Source organism: Pseudomonas sp. NPDC089752 (genome assembly GCF_044748725.1).
Lineage (GTDB): Bacteria > Pseudomonadota > Gammaproteobacteria > Pseudomonadales > Pseudomonadaceae > Aquipseudomonas.
This window is the reverse complement of sequence record NZ_JBIVGP010000016.1, coordinates 15911-32229: the sequence shown is the minus strand read 5'-3', so window position 1 is coordinate 32229 and position 16319 is coordinate 15911. Positions and strand designations below refer to the sequence as shown.

The window sequence follows — 16319 nt, the reverse complement described above, 5'->3', positions numbered from 1 at the left end:
TTTAGTAAACGAACGCTATGTTATGATCGCTGCCATCGTCAAGCCCGCGCGTAGAGGTTTCAGGTGCGCTATTCCAATGACCACAAGCAACAGACTCGCGACAAGCTGTTGGCCAGCAGCGGCGCACTGGCCAAGCGCGGGGGTTTTGCCAGCACCGGCGTCGCCGGGCTGATGAAGGCCATCGGCCTGACCGGCGGTGCGTTCTACAACCACTTCCCGTCCAAGGACGACCTGTTTACCGAAGTGGTCCGTCAGGAGCTCTGCAACAGCCCGCTGGCCCGCCTGGCCAACCAGGGCGCCAGCCGCGAGCGCCTGGCGCGCTGCCTGCAGCAGTACCTGAGCTTGGCCCATCTGCACAATGCCGAAGGGGGCTGCCCGCTGCCGCCTCTGGGGGTGGAGATCGCCCGGGCCGAACGGCCAGTGCGTGAAGAAGCCGAGCACTGGTTGGTAAGTCTGCATGCTGCTTGGAGCCAGACATTGGAAGACGAGGCGCTGGCCTGGGTATTGATCAGCCAATGCGTCGGGGCGCTGGTGGTCGGCCGCATGTTGGCCACTGAGGCGGTTCAGACACAGGTGCTGGACGCCAGCTGCAGCTTCGTCGACAGGGCGCTGAATGAGAGCCGCTAGCTTGCTGTGTGCCCTGCTGCTGAGCACCGCCGCCCACGCCGAGCAAGCTTGCCCGCCTGGGCAATACCAGGTCTGCCTGATGGGCTGTTTCTGTGCGCCCATCGACCCCGGCCAGGCAGGCCAGGTGCTCAAGGACGTCGAAGTCATGGCCTCCAGCAGCCTGGCCTTCGCCCTGCGCCAGGCCCGTGACGAGGCAACGGCCAGCGGCAGCCAACCGATCCCGCTGCATATCCGCGCCCAACTCGAACCCTGGTATGACTTCGCCGTGCTCGATGCTGCGCGGTACCGGGTGGGTGACGAACAGCAGATCAGCGCCGCCAACGCCCTGCTGCAAAACCCGGATGTGAATGCGGTGACCTTGATCGACACGATCATCTTCCGGCATGCCGGCGATGCTGAGGACAATGTGGCGCTCTGGGCGCACGAGCTCAAGCATGTGCAGCAGTATCAGGAGTTGGGGGTGGAAGAGTTCGCCCGGCGCTATACGCGCAATTACGAGGAACTGGAGGGGCCGGCGTACAAGATCGAGGCCGAGGTGAGCAAGGCATTGCGCCAGCGTAGTTCAGGCCAGGCTCGCTAGCCTGACCGGCCCCTTCGCGGGCAAGCCCGCTCCCACAGGCACCCCACTGATTTCAAGAGCAGTGAAATATCTGTGGGAGCGGGCTTGCCCGCGAAGAGGCCGGTACTAACGACACACGATTATCAGGGAGCTACTGGAGAAACTTTGCCCTCCTCCACCCGGCTGGCATACCGCTGCGCCAACACCGCACACACCATCAACTGAATCTGATGGAACAGCATCAGCGGCAAGATCATCGCCCCGATCCCACTCCCCACGAACAGTACCTGCGCCATCGGCACGCCGGTCGCCAGGCTCTTCTTGGAGCCGGCAAACAAAATGGTGATGCGGTCTTCAAGATTGAAGCCGAACACCTTGCCCAACAGCCGCGTACCGAACAGCACCACCGCCAGCAGAATGCCGCAGACGGCGAACAATCCCGCCAGATGCTGTGGCGATACCGTGTGCCACAAGCCCGTGACCACCGCCTCGCTGAACGCGGTGTAGACCACCAGCAGGATCGAACCCTGGTCCACGACTTTGAGCCAGCGCGCATTGCGCTTGACCCAGGCACCGATCCAGCGCCGCGCGATCTGCCCGGCGACAAAGGGCACCAACAATTGCAGGGTGATCTTCAGCACCGCATCCACACCCGAGCCAGTATCGCCACTGGCGCCCAGCAACATCATCACCAGCAGCGGGGTCAGGAAGATACCAATCAGGCTGGAGGCCGCAGCGCTGCAGATGGCCGCCGGCACGTTGCCACGTGCCAACGAAGTGAAGGCAATGGCGGACTGCACAGTGGCCGGCAAGGCACACAGGTACAGCACGCCCAAGTACAAGTCGTTACCTACCAGCGGCACGAACAACGGCTTGAACGCCAGGCCCAGCAGCGGGAACAGCACGAAGGTGCAGGAGAACACCAGCAGGTGCAGGCGCCAGTGCCCTGCCCCGGCGATAATCGCCTCACGCGACAGCTTGGCACCGTGCAGGAAGAACAACAGGCCGATGGCCAAGTTGGTCAGCCAGCCGAAATACACCGCGCCGTCGCCTGAGCAGGGCAGCACGGTGGCGATGAGCACGACCCCGAGCAAGGCCAAGGTGAAGTTGTCGAACAACATGCGCAAATACTTCATGAACATTTCCATCTTGTCGTTGTGCAGGGGCAGACGATAAGGTCTGAGGTTTTTTCCTGCTAACGCCGGAACCCCCACCGGTGTCGCTCAACGGACACATACCCGAAAAGGAACCTTGCATGCCCCTCGTTCGCCTCGCGTCGCTCACCGCCGCCACGGCTTTGGCGTTGAGTACGACCTTTGTACACGCGGCTGACCCACTGCAGCGGCGAGTCGACGAAGTCATCCGCCCACTGATGCAGGATCAGGGAATCGCTGGCATGGCCGTAGCGCTGTATGCCAATGGCCAGGCGCACTACTTCAACTATGGCGTGGCCAGCAAGGCCGATGATCAACCTGTCAGCGCAGATACGCTGTTCGAGATCGGTTCGCTGAGCAAGACCTATACCGCCACCCTTGCCGCTTTGGCCAGCGCCGAGGGCAAGCTTGACCTCGACGCCCCAGCCCAGCGCTACCAACCCGCTCTGGCCGGCACGCCGTTAGGCAAAGCCAGGGTACTCGAGCTGGGTGCTTACAGCGCCGACTGCCTGCCTTTGCAATTCCCCGATGCAGTGAAAACCGACGAGCAGGCGTTGGACTTTTTCCGCAACTGGCAGCCCAAGAGCGAACACGGCACTCAGCGTTGCTACTCGAACCCGAGCTTGGGGCTGTTCGGTGACTTGGCCGCACGCGCACAGCAAAAGCCATTCGCCGAGTTGATGACCCAGGGCCTATTGCCGCAGATGGGACTGAAGCATACCTATCTGGAGGTCCCTGCCAACGCGCAAGGGCTCTACGCACAAGGTTACGATGCCCAGGATCGCCCGGTTCGGGTCAGCCCGGGCCCCTACGCCGACGAGGCCTACGGCATCAAGACCAGCTCCAGTGACCTGCTGCGCTACGTGCGCCTGCACATGCAGCCAGGCGAACTGCCACCCGCCATGAGAAAAGCGGCTGCCCTCACCCAGGCTGGTTATTTCCAGGTCGGCGCGATGACCCAAGGCTTGGGCTGGGAACGCTATCCCTACCCTGCCGCACTCGACACACTGGTCGATGGCAACAGCCCCCTGCTTATCCGCGAGCCACAGGCCACGCAGCGTCTCGACCCCGCCCTGCCAGCACTTCGCGCAGCCTGGTACAACAAGACCGGCTCCACCAATGGTTTTGGGGCCTATGCGGTGTTCATCCCATCCGCAGGCAAGGCCATTGTTCTACTCGCCAATCGCAATTACCCCAACGAAGAACGCGTGCGCGCAGCCTACCAAATCCTGTCCAGCATAGACCGCTGACAGGCCGTCGATCTGGATTGTCGGACAATATGTAGTGACCAAAAATATTCACTACAAAACCATTGACGCCGCCAATCGCCCTTGGGCATGATGAGGCCGTCTCCCTGATCGGGAGCGGTGGCAAGGGTGTTCCAGGCGGCTTGCGCGGTAACGCAGGCCGCCCGTGGAGAGGGAACTGTCCAAAAGGCAGGTGTAAGAAAGCCCCTGTTGCGATGCTGCTGTAGCAGCCTTGGTAGTGCGCTACATGCTGTGGCGCCAACTGTGAAAATCACCAACAAAAAATGGGTAATGGGGGCTTTATGATGAACTTGAACAACAATCCGACCATCGACCAACTGGCCCAACTGTTCGCCGCGCGCAAAGACAGCCTCGACGACCACCTGCTGTGGGTCAACCAGACCGGCGAGGTGCGCCTCGACCGCCTGCCGCCGAACACGGTCGAAGATGAATTCGAAGCGCACCTGCCCAGCATGCGCGCCCGCTTCAAGGTCTACCGCCGTGGCCAAGGCTACGTCGGCAAGAAGGCCGCCGCCGACACCGAGTTCGTCGGCCGCGTGCTGCAGACCCTGCAACAAGAATGGCCCGCCGCCCGTGAGCGGCAGGCAGTCAAGGTGATCGAGCCGCTCAACTGAAGCATCTTTGAGCAGCCACACCACTTCCTGAGCCCGGCCCACATAGGCCGGGCTTTTTCATGCTTGTCGGCGCTGACGCTGCGGCAGCGCCAGCGCGCCAGTCGCCAGCGCCCTGGCCCGGTCGACGCCCCACACCAGAGCGCGAGTCATGGTCTCGCCCGGCCGTGCCGGGTAAAACTCTTCCACCATCGCCTTGCCGTCCTGGCCATACAACCCGAGGAACAACTGGGTGGCACCGAGCCTCGAAAGGCGTACCTGCACATCCAGGGTAGTGCCGTCACTCAATGCTTCATCGTGGCTGCGGCTGTGCAATTGCGCATCGGCCCATTGCCAATAGGTTTCTTCCCTGACTCGCATGGAAAAACTCACCTCCTTTCCTGAGACAACGTCAGAAAAGCACACCGGCATCGATTCGGCGAGCGCAACCCATCGATGCCATGAGCAGGATCAACTCAAGCCAACAAAAACCCCGCCAAAGGGCGGGGTTGTGTGAACGGTTTCACTTTTTCAACGGAATTCTCGGCGTGAAGCGGCCCTTTTTGCTGCGCTGCAAATGTGCCGGTTGCAGCTGTTCCGAATCGTCCAGGGTCATGTGGCCGAACCCCAGGCGAAATGCCGCCTGACCGCAACGTACCTGGCTGTTGATCGGGAACGCATCATTCATGTCTTCGAAAAAGGACTCACTCATGCCCAGTTCTCCCTTCAGTGGCGACCGCGCCGGCCTGTACAGCTATGCCTGGAAAAACGCGATCCGTGAAAGTGAGACTAGCCGGTCACATGCAGACTGCCTGGCCAAATTGACCAGAGCCGACCAGTGGCACTTCGCCTTTATTTCAGGCGCACCGCGGTGCCTGTGGCGAACACAACCACCATGCCGCCCTGTACCGAGGGCATGCTGATTTCAAAGTCGACGCCCACCACCGCATCAGCTTGCAACTGCCGTGCCCGCACTTTCAACTCTTCGGTGGCCTGCTCGCGGGCCTCACGCAGCGCGCTCTCCAGCGTTTGTGAGCGGCCGCCGAAGAAGTCGCGAAAACGTGCGAAGAAATCGCGCACGAAGTTGATACCCTGCACTGATTCAGAGCTGACCACGCCAAGGTATTCGGCGATCGGGCGGCCTTCGAGCTGGCTGGTGGTAGAGATGATCATCGGGAAGCTCCATTGGCTTGGCAAAGGAGCCAAGTCTAACAAAGCCTTCGATCAGCTTGCGCTCGCCGCCCGCAACCGCTGCGTAAGCTTCGGCCCGAACACATTGACCAGCAGCCCAAGCATGACCAGCAGCGCCCCCCACCCCTGCACCGCCGTCAGCCGTTCGCCCAGCAACCAGGCTGACGAACTCAACCCGATCACCGGCACCAGCAAGGAGAACGGCGCCACCTTGCCCGCCGGGTGGCGCGACAGCAGTTTGCTCCACAGGCTGTAGCCAAGCATGGTGGCGACAAACGCCAGGTAGATCAGCGCCAGCACCGAACTCCAGCCGATATTGGCCAGCGCATGGCCAATCCGCTGCGGCCCTTCCAGCCACCACGACAAGGCCAGAAACGGCAGCGGCGGAATCAAGCCGCCCCAGATCACCAATGCCACCAGGTCAACCGAACCGAAACGCCGGGTGATGATGTTGCCCATACCCCACATGGCGCCTGCGCACAGGGTCAGCAACAACGCCACCAGCGGAACATGGCCACTGTCTTCGCTGCCGATCAGCGCCAGCCCACTGGCCGCCACCAACAGCCCCAGCACACTCGCCGGGCGCAGGCGCTCGCCCAGGAACATTGCAGCGAAACCGAGGGTGAAGAAGGCCTGGGACTGCAGCACCAACGACGCCAACCCCGGCGGCATGCCGCTGTACATGGCCTGGAACAGAAAGGCGAATTGGCCCAGGGAGATGGTCGCACCGTAGGCGATCAACCAGCGCCACGGCAATTTCGGCCGTTTGACCAGCAGAACGGCAGGAAACGCGACCAGCAGAAAGCGCAATGCCCCCAGCAGCATCGGCGGCAGGCCATCGAGGCCAACCTTGATGACCACGAAATTGACTCCCCAGGCGACGATCACCACCAGGGCGATCAGCAGGTCCTTGAGCGGCATTGCACCTTCCTTCTTCAGGCGTTCTAGACATATTTCGTAACAGCATAAGGCCATTTTCGACCACGGGACCAGCACAGTTCCGACCAACCCTTGCGCAACAGTAACGCTGTATCAGCGGAAATACTCCCGCTTGACCGGACTTGTATAGACATGTTCATATCGAGTGGCAGCCACTTGTGCGACGTGCCGCCAACGGCTGACTCCCTGACACAAAAACAATGAAGCGGAGCCCTCAATGTCCAGCAAATCCGTGCTCGAACGGCGTTCGATCGACTACATTCCCGAAGCTGAACGCCATGGACGGGTGTACAGCCAATTCACCCTTTGGCTCGGAGCCAACCTGCAGATTACCGCCATCGTTACCGGCGCCCTGGCTGTGGTGCTCGGCGGTGATGTGTTCTGGTCGTTGATCGGCCTGCTGCTCGGGCAACTGATCGGCGGCGCGGTGATGGCCCTGCATGCCGCACAGGGTCCACGCCTGGGCTTGCCGCAAATGATTTCCAGCCGGGTGCAATTTGGTGTGTACGGCGCGGCGATCCCGATGGTGCTGGTGTGCCTGATGTACCTGGGTTTCACCGCCACGGGCACGGTGTTGTCCGGGCAGGCCATCGGCCAGTTGCTCAGCGTCAGCGACAGCACCGGTATCCTCATCTTCGCCGCCGTGATCGTCCTCGCCACCCTGGCCGGATACCGCGTCATCCACTGGATCGGCCGGGTCGCCAGCGTGCTCGGCATCATCGCCTTCGTCTACCTGTTCAGCCGCATCCTGATGCTCGCCGACATTGGCCAGTTGCTCGATAACCGCCACTTCAGCTGGGCATCGTTCCTGCTGGCCGTGTCGCTGGCGGCGTCCTGGCAGATCGCCTTCGGCCCTTATGTAGCCGACTATTCCCGCTACCTGCCGCGCGACACCTCGCCGGTCAAGACCTTCCTCGCCGCCGGCCTGGGTTCGGTGATCGGTGCCCAGGCTTCGATGGTCCTGGGTGTGTTCGCCGCTGCCATCGCGGGCGGCCAGTTCACCGGGCGCGAGGTGGCGTATATCGTCGGCCTGGGCGGCGCAGGCAGCACTGCGGCGCTGCTGTATTTCTGCATCGCCTTCGGCAAGGTGACCATCTCGACGCTGAACTCCTATGGCAGCTTCATGTGCATCGCCACCATCATCAGCGGCTTCCGTGGCCACCTGACGATCAGCCGCACCCAGCGCCTGGTGTTCGTGCTGGCCATCGTCGGTGCCGCCACCCTCGTGGCCTTGCTGGGCCAGCACTCGTTCCTCACTGCGTTCAAGTCGTTCATCCTGTTCCTGCTGACCTTCTTCGTGCCCTGGAGCGCGGTGAACCTGGTGGACTACTACTTCATCACCAAGGAACGCTACGACATCCCTGCCCTGGCCGACCCCGAAGGCCGCTATGGCCGGTGGAACTGGCCGGGGATCTGCGTGTACACCGTTGGTGTGCTGATCCAGATGCCGTTCATCGACACCAAACTGTACACCGGGCCGATGGTCGCCCATCTGGGCGGCGTGGACGTGTCCTGGCTGATCGGCCTGGTGGTGCCGAGCGTGTTGTACTACTGGGTGGCACGGCGCCGCGCCGCTGATGCACCGCCCAGCCTGATCGTGCCGCAGGCACACTGAAGTTGCTGCGATGGAGGCCTGGTGCGTATGGTGGGCCGTTGCCCCACCTTGAAGAGGAACAGATGCCAGACCTTGAATCGCAACTGAGCCAGATCCGCCAAGGCCAGATCTACAATGACCTCACTCCCGAACTGGTTGCAGCTCGGGAGCAGGCGGTATTGCTGACGAACCAGTACAACAATGCATTCTCCAGGCCTGCTGGTGAGCGGGAGGAAATCCTCCGGCAATTGCTGGGCAGCATGGGCACCGCCGTACATTTCGAGCCGACGTTTCGCTGTGAATTTGGCCGCCACATTCATATCGGCAGCAATTTCTACGCGAACTTCGACTGCGTCATGCTCGATGGCGGCGGCATCACCATCGGTGACAACGTGCTACTGGGCCCGCGTGTCGGCATCTACACATCCAACCATGCGCTAGACCCGGCCGAACGCGCAGCGGGCGCTTGCTTCGCCAGGCCGGTGAACATTGGCAACCGGGTCTGGATTGGCGCAGGCGTGCACGTGAACCCAGGGGTGACCATTGGCGACGGGGCCATCATCGGCTCAGGGAGTGTCGTGACGTCGGATATTCCCGCCAACGTCATCGCAGCCGGTGTTCCCTGCCGCGTGTTGCGCCCCATTACCGAAGCAGACAAGACCGGCTACCTGCCTTGAAAAGCTGACGGTTGCCTGGGCGCTGCGAGGCCGCACATACTGAGTTTTTGGCGGTGCACAGGCACGACCATGACCGATATCGCAGGCCAGCTAGACCCGCCCCTGAAGCCCGTCGACCATCCACGGGTAGTGGTTTTCGTCGCCTACGAGGCCATGGGGCTGCTTGACCTCAGTGGCGCGCAAACCGTGTTCTGGGCCGCCACCAAGGCCATGGCCGAGCGCGGTTTGCCGGGTTACCGCCTGCATACCGCCAGCCTCGAAGGTGGCTTGCAGCCAACCGCCGAAGGCCTCAGCGTGGCCACCGAACGCCTGGATGACGTGATGGCTCAGGCCGTCGACACGCTGATCGTGCCTGGTGCTCCGGACATCATCCGCGCCCTGCCCGGCCACGGTCCGCTGGTCGCCTGGCTGCGCCGCGCCAGCCTGCACGCCAAGCGCACCGCATCGGTGTGCAGCGGCACCTTTCTGCTGGCCAGCGCCGGCCTGCTCGACGGCCGCCGCGCCGCCACCCACTGGGCCATGTGCGAGGTGCTGCGGCGCGACTTCCCGGCGGTGCAGGTGGACCACGAATCGATCTTCGTTCGGCAAGGCACGCTGTGGACCTCGGCGGGCGTGAGCGCCGGCATCGACATGGCTCTGGCGCTGGTCGAACTGGACTGCGGGCGCGACGTGGCGATGCAGGTGGCACGTGAGCTGGTGGTGTTCCTCAAGCGCCCCGGCGGCCAGGCGCAATTCAGTGAACTGCTCAAGGTACAGGGCCAGGACTGCGCCGAGTTCGAGGCCCTGCACCTGTGGCTCAACGACCACCTTGGCGACCCGCAGCTGACCGTCGAGCGCCTGGCCGAACAGGCGCACATGAGCCTGCGCAACTTCACCCGGGTGTACAAACTCAAGACTGGCCGCACCCCGGCCAAGGCCATCGAGCTGTTCCGGCTGGAAGCTGCACGGCGCCTGCTGGAAAACACCGACAAACACATCGAGCAGGTCGCCTGCCAATGCGGTTTCGGTGGCGAGGAACGCATGCGCCTGGCCTTCCAGCGTCACCTGGCAGTGACCCCTCGCGACTACCGCGCCCGCTTCGCCCGTAGCGTGCCGCTGGCCGAAATTCAGGGTTCTTTGGCCTAGGGTGTGGTGCTTCGTCGCCCGTAGCATCGTTGTCCGCAAACAAGGGCTACCTTGATCTATCCGGACCTACCAGGAGCACAACGATGAAAAACATCCTGATCATTGGCGCAGGCTTCGCAGGCTTGTGGAGCGCACTCAGCGCGATCCGCCAACTGGACTTGCATGACCGCAAGGATGTAACGGTGACGTTGCTTGCGCCGCAGGCCGAGCTGCATGTGCGCCCACGCTTCTACGAGCCCGAAGTGCATACCATGGCCGCCCCGCTGCAGGAGCTGTTCGAAGCGGTGAACGTGCGCTTCGTGCAAGGCACGGCATTCAAGGTCGATGAAGACCGCAAGCAGGTGAAGTACCGTACCCAGAGTGGCACCGAGTGCGAACTGGGCTATGACCGCCTGATCATGGCCTGCGGCAGCGTGCTCAACCGGCCAGCCATGGTCGGCATCGAACATGTCTTCGATGTCGACAAGATCGACAGCGCCGCCCGCCTCGAAAAACACCTCAAGTCGCTGGTCGATCTGCCCGACACGCCCGCGCGCAACACCGTGGTCATCGCAGGTGGCGGCTTCACCGGTATTGAAACCGCCACCGAACTGCCATCGCGCTTGCGCAAGATTCTGGGAGATGAGGCATCGCTGCGCGTGGTGGTCATCGACCGTGGCGCGAAAATTGGTGCAGCCCTGGGCGACGGCATCCGCCCGGCCATCGAACAGGCATCCAGGGAACTCGGTATCGAATGGATCTGCGGTGCCACCGTGGCCTCGGTCGACCGCGACGGTGTGCTGCTGGACAACGGCCAGCGCATCGATGCAAAAACCGTGGTGTGGACCGTGGGCTTCAAGGCCAACCCGTTGACCGAGCAGATCAGCGGCGAACGCGACCGCCAGGGCCGGCTGCATGTGGACGGCAACCTCAAGGTCAAGGGCAACGATGCGGTGTATGCGGCAGGTGACGTGGCTTACGCGGCGTGCGACGACGTGGGCAACTACGCCGTGATGTCCTGCCAGCATGCCATTCCCTTGGGGCGCTACGCTGGCAACAACGCCGCAGCCGAACTGATCGGCGTGGCGCCGATGACCTACAGCCAGCCCAAATACGTGACCTGCCTCGACCTCGGCGCCTGGGGCGCGGTGTACACCGAGGGCTGGGAGCGCACGGTGTCGCCGCCGACCGACAAGGCCGAGGCCAAGGTGCTGAAGTCGCAAATCAACTCGGTCTGGATCTATCCGCCGGCGGCGAATGATCGCGCTGCGGCACTGGCAGCGGCGGACCCGACCATTCCGGTGGCCTGACTAGCGCTTTCGCGGGCAAGCCCGCTCCCACAGGTACACCGCCGCTTTCGAGAACGGTGAAATACCTGTGGGAGCGGGCTTGCCCGCGAAGAGGCTAAACACGCGTGCGGCTCAATGCATCTAATGCCCGCGCCCAATGCATTTGCACATCGCCCAGAACCCATGGCATAGATGCAGGTCCAGTCTGTACATGACCCGCATTTCGCCACTCAAGGAGTTCCAGGCATGAGCAAGCCCCCCTACGTCCCGCCCGAGGTATGGCGCAACGACGCAGCCTCCGGCGGCCAGTTCGCCAGCATCAACCGCCCGATCGCCGGCCCTACCCATGACAAAGAGTTGCCCGTCGGCAAACAGCCGCTGCAGCTGTACTCCCTGGCTACCCCCAACGGCGTCAAGGTCACCATTCTCCTTGAAGAACTGCTCGCCCTTGGCCACAAAGGCGCCGAGTACGATGCCTGGCTGATCCGCATCGGTGACGGCGATCAATTTTCCAGCGGCTTCGTGGCGGTCAACCCCAATTCGAAGATCCCCGCGCTGCTCGACCGCAGCGTCGAGCCTCCGGTACGGGTATTCGAATCGGGTTCGATCCTGCTGTATCTGGCCGAGAAATTCGGCGCCTTCCTGCCAAAGGATCCCGCCGCACGCACGGAAAGCCTGAACTGGCTGTTCTGGCAAATGGGTTCGGCGCCTTATCTGGGCGGTGGTTTCGGCCATTTTTATGTGTACGCGCCGGAGAAGATCGAGTACGCCATCAACCGCTTCACCATGGAAGCCAAGCGTCAGCTCGACGTACTTGAGCGCCGCCTGGCGCAAAGTCGCTACCTGGGTGGCGACGAATACAGCATTGCCGACATCGCCGTATGGCCCTGGTACGGCCAACTGGTGCGCGGCAACCTGTATGGCGCTGCGCAATTCCTCTCGGTCGAGGAGTACCCGCACGTGCAGCGCTGGGCTGAAGAAATTGCCCAGCGGCCAGCCGTGCAGCGGGGCACGCGGGTCAACCGCACCTGGGGTGATGAAGGTACTCAGGTTCCTGAACGGCATTCGGCGGCAGATCTGGACTGATGCGAACGGGGCCGCGGTGCGGCCCCAACAATGCCCGGTTGCAAAAAACCATTTGCCCCCGCGCAAACCTGCGTCCCCCGTGCCCTTCTTGTACACTCCTCGCAAAAGCCCCCACCTGCACAATTTTTGGTGAACGCATGATCGAGGTAACCGAGGTTTCCATTGCCGAGCTGCGCGACGCGCTCGCAGCAGGCCGCACGACGGCGGTCGAGCTGGTCAAAGCCTACCTGGCGCGCATCGACGCCTACGATGGAGCCGATACCGCTACTGCCTTGAACGCCGTGGTAGTGCGCAATCCTGAAGCACTCCAGGAGGCCGAAGCCTCCGACGCCCGCCGTGCCCGTGGCGAACTGCTCGGCCCGCTCGACGGCATTCCCTACACCGCCAAGGACAGCTATCTGGTCAAAGGCCTGACCGCCGCCTCCGGCAGCCCGGCGTTCAAGGACCTGGTCGCCCAGCGCGACGCCTTCACCGTCGAGCGCCTGCGTGCCGGCGGCGCCATCTGCCTGGGCAAGACCAACATGCCGCCCATGGCCAATGGCGGCATGCAGCGTGGCGTCTATGGCCGCGCCGAAAGCCCGTACAACGCCGACTACCTGACCGCACCGTTCGCCTCTGGCTCGTCCAACGGCGCCGGCACCGCCACCGCGGCCAGCTTCAGCGCCTTCGGCCTGGCCGAAGAAACCTGGTCGAGCGGCCGTGGCCCTGCTTCGAACAATGGCCTGTGCGCCTACACGCCATCGCGCGGGGTGATTTCGGTGCGCGGCAACTGGCCGCTGACGCCGACCATGGACGTGGTGGTGCCGTACGCTCGAACCATGGCCGACCTGTTGGAAGTCCTCGACGTGGTCGTCGCCGACGATGCTGACAAGCGTGGCGACCTGTGGCGCCTGCAGCCTTGGGTGCCGATCCCGGCCGCCTCCGCCGTGCGTCCGGTTTCCTACCTGGACTTGGCAGCTGAGGCCAGCTCGCTCAAGGGCAAGCGTTTCGGCGTGCCGCGCATGTACATCAATGCCGATGATCAGGCAGGCACTTGCGAAAAGCCTGGCATCGGTGGCCCGACCGGCCAGCGTATCAACACCCGCGCCAGCGTCATTGACCTGTGGAAGCAGGCCCGCCAGGCTCTGGAAGCGGCCGGTGCCGAGGTGCTGGAAGTAGACTTCCCGCTGGTCTCCAATTGCGAAGGCGACCGCCCTGGCGCGCCGACCGTGTACAACCGCGGCATCGTCAGCAAGGAATTCCTCCACGACGAACTGTGGGAGTTGTCCGGCTGGGGCTTCGATGATTTCCTGCGCGCCAATAACGATCCCAAGCTCAATCGCCTGGCCGACGTCGATGGCCCGCAGATCTTCCCTCACGATCCGGGTACCCTGCCCAACCGTGAGGACGACCTGGCAGCGGGCATGGACGAATACGTCAACATGGCCAAGCGCGGCCTGAAGACCTGGGACCAGATCGAAACCCTGCCCGACGGCCTGCGCGGCCTGGAAGCCACCCGCACGCTGGACCTGGAAGACTGGATGGACGCCCAAGGCCTGGACGCGGTGCTGTTCCCCACCGTGGCCGACGTGGGCCCGGCCGATGCCGACGTCAACCCAGCCTCGGCAGATATTGCCTGGAGCAACGGTATCTGGGTCGCCAACGGCAACCTCGCCATCCGCCACTTGGGCGTACCGACCGTCACCGTGCCGATGGGCGTGATGGCCGACATCGGCATGCCGGTAGGCCTGACCTTTGCCGGCAAGGCGTATAGCGACAATCAACTGCTGAGCTTCGCAGCAGCCTTCGAGTCGACCGGCTCGCGCCGCATCGTCCCGCCGCGTACCCCTGCGCTGGCGTGACCGCTGTGGCCCCATCGCCGGCTTGCCGGCGATGGGGTCAACTGGTATGACATCCTTCTTTTCGCATCACGCAAATGGAAGGCTGCCATGACCCTGCATATTCACACTCCCCTGATCGAATCCCGCCCGCTGTCGCTGGCTGCCGGCCGAACGGTCTGGCTCAAGCTCGACGCCCTGCAGCCCTGCGGCTCGTTCAAGCTGCGCGGGGTGGGCCATGCCTGCGAAGTCCATCATGCCCGTGGCGCCCGCCACTTCGTCTCCTCGTCGGGTGGCAACGCCGGCCTGGCCGTGGCCTATGCCGGTCGCAAGCTGGGCGTGCCGGTGACCGTGGTGGTGCCGGAGACGACCACCGCACGCGCCAAGGAACTGTTGCAGCAAGAAGACGCCAAGGTGATCGTGCACGGCAGTTCCTGGCAGGAGGCCAACGCCCTGGCACAAACGTTGGTGGGGCCTGACGATGCCTTCATTCACCCGTTCGATGATCCGCTGCTGTGGACGGGGCATGCCAGCCTGATCGATGAGGTCGCGGCCAGTGGGTACAGGCCTGATGCGGTGGTGCTGTCGGTGGGTGGCGGCGGCTTGCTCAGTGGCGTGGTCGAAGGGCTCAAGCGCAATGGCTGGAACGATGTGCCGGTGCTGGCGGTGGAAACCGAAGGGGCCGCCTCGCTGCATGCTGCAGTCCAGGCCGGTCACCCGGTGGAGCTGGAGCGTCTCGCATCGGTAGCGACCTCGCTGGGCGCCAAACGCGTTGCCGACCAGGCGTTGGCTTGCGTGCGTGAACATCCGGTGCACAGCGTGCTGGTCAGTGATCGCGCGGCGCTGGAGGCGTGCGAACGGTTTCTGGCAGATCATCGGGTGTTGGTGGAACCGGCCTGTGGTGCGGCGTTGGCGTTGGCTTATGAGGCAGGCAAGTTGCCCGGCTACAAGAATGTGCTGATCGTGGTTTGCGGGGGCGCTACGGCGACGCTGGGGCAGATTCAGGAGTGGTTGAAAAAGCTCGACTGAGGCTGCCTGCTCCGGCCTCTTCGCGGGGCAAGCCCGCTCCCACAAAAATTGAGGCGCAACCCGCCCTGTGGGAGCGGGCTTGCCCCGCGAAAGGGCCGGGACAGCAGGATCGTCACACAGGCCTGTTCCAATGAACCCGCTGCACTGGGAAAAAATCCCGCCCAACGGTAACGACTACGACGAAATGCCTATCTCGCCCTTTCGATCTGCAGCAAGTGAAGGCACAATGCGTGTCCTTTTTTTGGCCGGCCTGGCCGGGGGCCTTTAAATGATCAAGACGCCGTACTACCTCATCGATAAAACCAAGCTGCTGAGCAACATGGAGAAGATCGCCTACGTGCGTGAACACTCCGGTGCCAAGGCGCTGCTCGCCCTCAAGTGCTTCGCCACCTGGTCGGTATTCGACCTGATGCAGCAGTACATGGACGGCACCACTTCTTCGTCGCTGTATGAGCTCAAGCTTGGCCGCCAGAAGTTCGCCGGCGAGACGCACGCCTACAGCGTGGCCTGGGCCGACGACGAGGTCGAGGAAATGCTCGAAAACTGCGACAAGATCATCTTCAACTCGATCGGCCAGTTGCAGCGCTTTGCCGAACAGTCCGAAGGCAAGGTCCGCGGCCTGCGTGTCAACCCGCAGGTGAGCAGCTCCGATTACCTGCTGGCCGACCCGGCCCGCCCGTTCAGCCGCCTCGGTGAGTGGGACCCGGAGAAGATCGAGAAGGTCATTGGGCAGATCTCCGGCTTCATGTTCCACAACAATTGCGAGAACGGTGACTTCGGCCTGTTCGACAAGATGCTCACGCACATCGAAGAACGCTTCGGTCACCTGCTGCACAAGGTCGAGTGGGTCAGCCTGGGTGGCGGCATCCACTTCACCGGCGAAGACTACGCAGTCGATGCCTTCTGCGCACGCCTGAAAGCCTTCTCGCAAACGTACGGCGTACAGGTGTATCTGGAGCCGGGCGAAGCGGCCATCACCAACAGCGCCTCGCTGGAAGTGACCGTGCTCGACACCCTGTACAACGGCAAACACCTGGCCGTGGTCGACAGCTCCATCGAAGCTCACCTGCTCGACCTGCTGATCTACCGCCTCAACGCCAAGATGGCCCCCAACGATGGCGAGCACACCTACATGGTCTGCGGCAAATCGTGCCTGGCCGGTGACATCTTCGGCGAGTACCAATTCGATCGTCCGCTGGCCATCGGCGATCGCCTGTCGTTCATCGACACGGCGGGCTACACCATGGTCAAGAAAAACTGGTTCAACGGTTTGAAGATGCCGTCCATCGCGGTCAAGCAACTCGACGGCAGCGTCGAAGTGGTGCGCGAGTTCGGGTTCGATGACTACGTTTCCAGCCTGTCGTAAGACAGGCCTTTAAAGTAAGGAGCTAAAGG

General features: G+C 62.9%; 17 protein-coding genes. 12 read left to right on the top strand and 5 right to left on the bottom strand.

Translation table 11 applies throughout. From position 1 onward, the window contains the following. Positions 1-63: 63 nt before the first annotated feature. Positions 64-627, top strand: coding sequence for a TetR/AcrR family transcriptional regulator (locus tag ACIPZF_RS22445; RefSeq protein ID WP_400803364.1), 564 nt, complete (start codon positions 64-66; stop codon positions 625-627). Continuing rightward, a complete protein-coding gene (locus ACIPZF_RS22440; RefSeq protein ID WP_400803363.1) occupies positions 614-1207 on the top strand; it encodes a DUF4157 domain-containing protein in 594 nt (197 codons plus the stop codon). The genes ACIPZF_RS22445 and ACIPZF_RS22440 overlap by 14 nt, the downstream gene beginning before the upstream one ends. Positions 1208-1329: 122 nt before the next feature. Here ACIPZF_RS22440 and ACIPZF_RS22435 read toward each other — a convergent pair whose 3' ends face one another. After that, on the bottom strand, positions 1330-2322 hold the full coding sequence (locus ACIPZF_RS22435; RefSeq protein WP_400803361.1) for a bile acid:sodium symporter family protein: 993 nt from the start codon (positions 2320-2322) through the stop codon (positions 1330-1332). Positions 2323-2441: 119 nt separating this feature from the next. Between ACIPZF_RS22435 and ampC the strand changes: the two genes are divergently transcribed. Both ampC and ACIPZF_RS22425 read left to right on the top strand, forming a co-directional pair. After that, positions 2442-3590 (top strand): class C beta-lactamase, encoded by a 1149-nt coding sequence (ampC, locus tag ACIPZF_RS22430; protein ID WP_400803359.1) that lies wholly within the window; start codon positions 2442-2444, stop codon positions 3588-3590. A gap of 299 nt (positions 3591-3889) precedes the next feature. Beyond that, the gene (locus ACIPZF_RS22425) at positions 3890-4222 is read left to right on the top strand and encodes a hypothetical protein (protein WP_400803356.1); all 333 of its coding nucleotides are present in this window, start codon (positions 3890-3892) and stop codon (positions 4220-4222) included. Positions 4223-4279: 57 nt separating this feature from the next. On the opposite strand, the gene ACIPZF_RS22420 is transcribed toward ACIPZF_RS22425, so the two are convergent. From ACIPZF_RS22420 to ACIPZF_RS22405, 4 genes are all read right to left on the bottom strand, one after another. Next, a complete protein-coding gene (locus ACIPZF_RS22420) occupies positions 4280-4579 on the bottom strand; it encodes a hypothetical protein (protein ID WP_400803354.1) in 300 nt (99 codons plus the stop codon). A 142-nt stretch (positions 4580-4721) separates the two neighbouring features. Then, a complete protein-coding gene (locus ACIPZF_RS22415; protein ID WP_400803352.1) occupies positions 4722-4910 on the bottom strand; it encodes a hypothetical protein in 189 nt (62 codons plus the stop codon). Positions 4911-5050: 140 nt separating this feature from the next. Beyond that, positions 5051-5371, bottom strand: coding sequence for a YbjQ family protein (locus ACIPZF_RS22410; RefSeq protein WP_400803349.1), 321 nt, complete (start codon positions 5369-5371; stop codon positions 5051-5053). Positions 5372-5422: 51 nt separating this feature from the next. Then, positions 5423-6310, bottom strand: coding sequence for an EamA family transporter (locus tag ACIPZF_RS22405; RefSeq protein WP_400803347.1), 888 nt, complete (start codon positions 6308-6310; stop codon positions 5423-5425). 235 nt (positions 6311-6545) lie between these two features. Between ACIPZF_RS22405 and ACIPZF_RS22400 the strand changes: the two genes are divergently transcribed. The 8 genes from ACIPZF_RS22400 (at position 6546) to ACIPZF_RS22365 (ending at position 16290) form a co-directional block, all read left to right on the top strand. Then, complete coding sequence (locus ACIPZF_RS22400) at positions 6546-7943, top strand: purine-cytosine permease family protein (protein ID WP_400803346.1); 1398 nt, start codon at positions 6546-6548, stop codon at positions 7941-7943. A 62-nt stretch (positions 7944-8005) separates the two neighbouring features. Then, positions 8006-8599: a sugar O-acetyltransferase gene (locus ACIPZF_RS22395; RefSeq protein WP_400803345.1), complete on the top strand. Its 594-nt coding sequence runs from the start codon at positions 8006-8008 to the stop codon at positions 8597-8599. Positions 8600-8668: 69 nt separating this feature from the next. Continuing rightward, positions 8669-9724, top strand: coding sequence for a GlxA family transcriptional regulator (locus ACIPZF_RS22390; RefSeq protein ID WP_400803343.1), 1056 nt, complete (start codon positions 8669-8671; stop codon positions 9722-9724). A gap of 83 nt (positions 9725-9807) precedes the next feature. Further along, complete coding sequence (locus tag ACIPZF_RS22385; protein WP_400803342.1) at positions 9808-11013, top strand: NAD(P)/FAD-dependent oxidoreductase; 1206 nt, start codon at positions 9808-9810, stop codon at positions 11011-11013. A 225-nt stretch (positions 11014-11238) separates the two neighbouring features. Beyond that, a complete protein-coding gene (gene yghU, locus ACIPZF_RS22380) occupies positions 11239-12078 on the top strand; it encodes a glutathione-dependent disulfide-bond oxidoreductase (protein ID WP_400803339.1) in 840 nt (279 codons plus the stop codon). Between the two features lie 137 nt (positions 12079-12215). After that, complete coding sequence (locus ACIPZF_RS22375) at positions 12216-13919, top strand: amidase (RefSeq protein ID WP_400803337.1); 1704 nt, start codon at positions 12216-12218, stop codon at positions 13917-13919. Positions 13920-14006: 87 nt separating this feature from the next. Further along, positions 14007-14924, top strand: coding sequence for a pyridoxal-phosphate dependent enzyme (locus ACIPZF_RS22370; RefSeq protein ID WP_400803334.1), 918 nt, complete (start codon positions 14007-14009; stop codon positions 14922-14924). A gap of 268 nt (positions 14925-15192) precedes the next feature. After that, positions 15193-16290: a carboxynorspermidine decarboxylase gene (locus ACIPZF_RS22365; RefSeq protein WP_400803331.1), complete on the top strand. Its 1098-nt coding sequence runs from the start codon at positions 15193-15195 to the stop codon at positions 16288-16290. The last annotated feature ends 29 nt before the right edge of the window (positions 16291-16319 follow it).

Coding starts and splice junctions, on each gene's coding strand:
- ACIPZF_RS22440 (WP_400803363.1), top strand. CDS start 614: ATGAGAGCCGCTAGCTTGCTGTGTGCCCTGCTGCTGAGCACCGCCGCC.
- ACIPZF_RS22435 (WP_400803361.1), bottom strand. CDS start 2,322: ATGAAGTATTTGCGCATGTTGTTCGACAACTTCACCTTGGCCTTGCTC.
- ampC (WP_400803359.1), top strand. CDS start 2,442: ATGCCCCTCGTTCGCCTCGCGTCGCTCACCGCCGCCACGGCTTTGGCG.
- ACIPZF_RS22425 (WP_400803356.1), top strand. CDS start 3,890: ATGATGAACTTGAACAACAATCCGACCATCGACCAACTGGCCCAACTG.
- ACIPZF_RS22420 (WP_400803354.1), bottom strand. CDS start 4,579: ATGCGAGTCAGGGAAGAAACCTATTGGCAATGGGCCGATGCGCAATTG.
- ACIPZF_RS22415 (WP_400803352.1), bottom strand. CDS start 4,910: ATGAGTGAGTCCTTTTTCGAAGACATGAATGATGCGTTCCCGATCAAC.
- ACIPZF_RS22410 (WP_400803349.1), bottom strand. CDS start 5,371: ATGATCATCTCTACCACCAGCCAGCTCGAAGGCCGCCCGATCGCCGAA.
- ACIPZF_RS22405 (WP_400803347.1), bottom strand. CDS start 6,310: ATGCCGCTCAAGGACCTGCTGATCGCCCTGGTGGTGATCGTCGCCTGG.
- ACIPZF_RS22400 (WP_400803346.1), top strand. CDS start 6,546: ATGTCCAGCAAATCCGTGCTCGAACGGCGTTCGATCGACTACATTCCC.
- ACIPZF_RS22395 (WP_400803345.1), top strand. CDS start 8,006: ATGCCAGACCTTGAATCGCAACTGAGCCAGATCCGCCAAGGCCAGATC.
- ACIPZF_RS22390 (WP_400803343.1), top strand. CDS start 8,669: ATGACCGATATCGCAGGCCAGCTAGACCCGCCCCTGAAGCCCGTCGAC.
- ACIPZF_RS22385 (WP_400803342.1), top strand. CDS start 9,808: ATGAAAAACATCCTGATCATTGGCGCAGGCTTCGCAGGCTTGTGGAGC.
- yghU (WP_400803339.1), top strand. CDS start 11,239: ATGAGCAAGCCCCCCTACGTCCCGCCCGAGGTATGGCGCAACGACGCA.
- ACIPZF_RS22375 (WP_400803337.1), top strand. CDS start 12,216: ATGATCGAGGTAACCGAGGTTTCCATTGCCGAGCTGCGCGACGCGCTC.
- ACIPZF_RS22370 (WP_400803334.1), top strand. CDS start 14,007: ATGACCCTGCATATTCACACTCCCCTGATCGAATCCCGCCCGCTGTCG.
- ACIPZF_RS22365 (WP_400803331.1), top strand. CDS start 15,193: ATGATCAAGACGCCGTACTACCTCATCGATAAAACCAAGCTGCTGAGC.